Here is a 2,768-nt window from a genome sequence, read left to right on the forward strand (position 1 = left end):
TGACCTTGCTGAAGGACTTCCCGCTGCCGATCGTGACGGCGGTGAACGGTCCGGCCGCTGGCGTCGGCTGCTCGATCGCCCTGATGGGCGACATCATCGTGGCGGCCGAGAGCGCCTATTTCCTGCAGGCCTTCCGCCGCATCGGCCTGGTGCCCGATGGCGGCTCGACCTACCTGCTGCCGCGCCTGGTCGGCAAGGCGCGGGCCATGGAGATGATGCTGCTGGGCGACAAGATCTCGGCGGCGACCGCGCTCCAGTGGGGCCTCGTCAATCGCTGCGTGCCGGACGACGAGCTGATCGGCGCGGCCACGGCCATCGCCCAGGAACTGGCGCGCGGCCCGGCGGCGCTGGGCGCGATCCGCAAGCTCGTTTGGGACAGCCTCGACGCCGACTGGACCGGCCAGCTGCACGCCGAGCGCAAGGCTCAGAAGTTCGCCGGCAAGACCGAGGACTTCATCGAGGGCGTCACCGCCTTCCTCCAGAAGCGCGCGGCGGCGTTCAAGGGGCGCTAACCGGCCAAGTAAGGCTTGTAGCTCTTTTCCTCGACGATCTCGGAGCCGGCGGCCTCGTTGATCGCCCGCTTGATCGCGGCGCGGCGGTCGTTGTCGATATAGACGCGGCGCGCCAGGGCCACGAAGTCCGGACCGAAGTCCTGGCGGCGCTCGCAGTCGCGCTTGCCGTCCTCGATGTCCCAGAGGGCGGCGTTCACGGCGGTCAGTTCCTCGGTCAGCCGCGCGATCTCGGCGGTGTCGGGGAGGTGCTCGCGCGCGGTGGCTTCCAGCAGGGCCAGCTCCTTGCGGACATTGGCTTCCTTGGCGGGATCGCCGATCCGCTCGGCCTTGACCCGCAGGATGGTGATCTTGTCGACCAGTTCGCCCGCCGAGATCGGCGCGAGGATGGACATTCAGGACGCTCCGGACACAAGCTTTTCGAGGGCCGCCCAGGCCGCGTCGACCGGCAGGGCGCCCATGCCGCTTCCGTAGTCCTCCGCGACCAGCATCTCAAGCCGGGCCGCGGCGGGGCGGAACTTCACGGCCTTGCGGCGGTCCTGCTGCAGCGACAGCAGCGGCGCGCCGCCGGCGGCCAGCATGTGGCCGGGTCCCGCGTCGTTGGCCACGCCCGCCGCGAGACGCCCGGCCAGGGCGATGACCAGCAACGGTCCCTTCACGGGCAGGCCGTCGGCGCGGTTGCGTTCAGGCTGCAGCGCCTGCGGTATCTCGCGCGCGGCGATGGCGGCGTCCTCGGCCTCGTCGGGCCCGAAGAAGAACACCGGGGTCCAGCCCTTGGCGACGATCCGGCGGGCGACGTCGAGATAGTTCTCCAGCGGCCAACGCTTGTCCTGGCCGCCCGCGCCGGGCGCGAGGCCGACATAGGTTGGGCCGGCGGGCAGCAGGATCTCGGCGGCCTTGAGCGCGTCGGGGTTGGTCAAGGCCAGGGGCCTCGGCGCGCCCTGCCCGTCCGTCGTCAGCGCCAGCAGCCTCGCCAGGCGGTCCGTCACCGCCACCGGCCAGTCCTTGCTCCGTGCCTGCCGCGCCGCCGAGACGAAGCGCCCCGCCGCCCCGCGCCGGGCGACGCCGCTGCGCCGCAGGTTCTCCTGGGTGTCGATGACGAGGTCGAACGTCCGACCGCCGAACGGCCTGGACCATGGCAGGCTGTCGAGCGCCGCCGCCCCGTTCGCGCCGTCCAGGATCACCTCGTCGATATAGCCGGCGACGACGGTCTTCAGCGGCCCGGTGTAGACCGTCTCGCCCTTGGCGGCGCACCAGCTGATCCGCGCGTCCGGAAACGCCGCCCGCAGGCCGGCGATGAAGGGCAGCTTGATCAGCCCGTCGCCGATCACCTCGCCCATCGAATAGATCAGAACCGTCTGGACCATGGCCGGGCTTAGATCGCAGGGCGCCCGGCGGTCAATGGAAGAGAGGCTGCCAACTCACGGCGGATCGGTTAGCATGTGTCTTCGACATGACGGCCCGAACATGATCGCTAAGAAGCAAGCCGCTATCATCGCCCTGCCCTATGGGTTCGCGGGATTCATGGTCGCCATGGGCTTCTTCGCCGGCGGCTTCAATAGCGTTGCTATCCTGTACGCTTTCATGGCCGCGGCCACGCTGGGGTTCCTAGGATGGGCTTCGGCTATGATCCTAGCGATCCGGCGCGCCGGCATATGGACAGCGCTCAGCCTACCCAGCGCGCTGCTAGTCATCAGCGTTCCCGCAATGCTGCCGACCATCGCGGGGGCCTGTCTGTTGCAGAGGGCCTGTATCTAGACCTCGACCGGGCACTCCACCGGGATCGCGACGAAGGTTCCTTCCGCCCGGCGCTTCTCGAAGTGCTTCTGGGCGCAGCCGCCCGAGCACAGCAGGCCGGTGTCCGACCAGTAGAGCGGCGCATCGTCCTCGTGCTTGAAGCGCGGAGAGCCCCAGGGCAGGCCGCATTCGACGCAGGACGGGGTCTTGGCCAGCATTAGTCTTGAACCTCTGCGGCGGGCTGGATCGTGACGCTCTCGCCGCAGCCGCAGGCGTCGGTTTCGTTCGGATTGTGGAACACGAACTTCGACGACAGCTTGCTGACCTCGTAGTCGATCTCGGTGCCGATCAAGAAGAGCACCGCCTTGGGCTCGATCAGGATGGTGACGCCCTTGTCCTCGACCACCTCGTCGATCGGGCCCTTCGTCTCGGCATATTCGAAGACGTATTCCTGGCCGGCGCAGCCACCGTTCTTCACGCCGACGCGCAGGCCGACATAGGGCTTGTCGGCCTTGTCCATGA

Annotated in this window: 6 protein-coding genes; 2 read left to right on the plus strand and 4 right to left on the minus strand. The window is 68.7% G+C overall.

What is annotated here, in order from left to right; all coding sequences use genetic code 11:
* Positions 1-512 (plus strand): enoyl-CoA hydratase-related protein (locus tag Q0379_RS08940; protein ID WP_299007262.1); only part of this gene is annotated, 512 nt, incomplete at its 5' end.
* On the opposite strand, the gene Q0379_RS08945 is transcribed toward Q0379_RS08940, so the two are convergent.
* A complete protein-coding gene (locus Q0379_RS08945) occupies positions 509-904 on the minus strand; it encodes a DUF6165 family protein (protein ID WP_013079262.1) in 396 nt (131 codons plus the stop codon). The genes Q0379_RS08940 and Q0379_RS08945 overlap by 4 nt on opposite strands.
* Positions 905-1,876 (minus strand): glycosyltransferase family 9 protein, encoded by a 972-nt coding sequence (locus tag Q0379_RS08950; protein ID WP_299007264.1) that lies wholly within the window; start codon positions 1,874-1,876, stop codon positions 905-907.
* A gap of 100 nt (positions 1,877-1,976) precedes the next feature.
* On the opposite strand from Q0379_RS08950, the gene Q0379_RS08955 reads away from it, so the two are divergent.
* On the plus strand, positions 1,977-2,267 hold the full coding sequence (locus Q0379_RS08955; RefSeq protein WP_299007266.1) for a hypothetical protein: 291 nt from the start codon (positions 1,977-1,979) through the stop codon (positions 2,265-2,267).
* Here Q0379_RS08955 and Q0379_RS08960 read toward each other — a convergent pair.
* Both Q0379_RS08960 and Q0379_RS08965 read right to left on the minus strand, forming a co-directional pair.
* Positions 2,264-2,464: a hypothetical protein gene (locus Q0379_RS08960; protein WP_299007268.1), complete on the minus strand. Its 201-nt coding sequence runs from the start codon at positions 2,462-2,464 to the stop codon at positions 2,264-2,266. The genes Q0379_RS08955 and Q0379_RS08960 overlap by 4 nt on opposite strands.
* On the minus strand, positions 2,464-2,766 hold the full coding sequence (locus Q0379_RS08965) for an iron-sulfur cluster assembly accessory protein (protein ID WP_299007271.1): 303 nt from the start codon (positions 2,764-2,766) through the stop codon (positions 2,464-2,466). The genes Q0379_RS08960 and Q0379_RS08965 overlap by 1 nt, the downstream gene beginning before the upstream one ends.
* Between the last annotated feature and the right edge of the window lie 2 nt (positions 2,767-2,768).

Origin of the sequence: uncultured Caulobacter sp., from assembly GCF_937900395.1 — a bacterium.
Lineage (GTDB): Bacteria > Pseudomonadota > Alphaproteobacteria > Caulobacterales > Caulobacteraceae > Caulobacter.

Bases quoted from the DNA above. Each gene is read 5' to 3' on its own strand.
- Q0379_RS08945 (WP_013079262.1), bottom strand. From the start codon at position 904: ATGTCCATCCTCGCGCCGATCTCGGCGGGCGAACTGGTCGACAAGATC.
- Q0379_RS08950 (WP_299007264.1), bottom strand. From the start codon at position 1,876: ATGGTCCAGACGGTTCTGATCTATTCGATGGGCGAGGTGATCGGCGAC.
- Q0379_RS08955 (WP_299007266.1), top strand. From the start codon at position 1,977: ATGATCGCTAAGAAGCAAGCCGCTATCATCGCCCTGCCCTATGGGTTC.
- Q0379_RS08960 (WP_299007268.1), bottom strand. From the start codon at position 2,464: ATGCTGGCCAAGACCCCGTCCTGCGTCGAATGCGGCCTGCCCTGGGGC.
- Q0379_RS08965 (WP_299007271.1), bottom strand. From the start codon at position 2,766: ATGGACAAGGCCGACAAGCCCTATGTCGGCCTGCGCGTCGGCGTGAAG.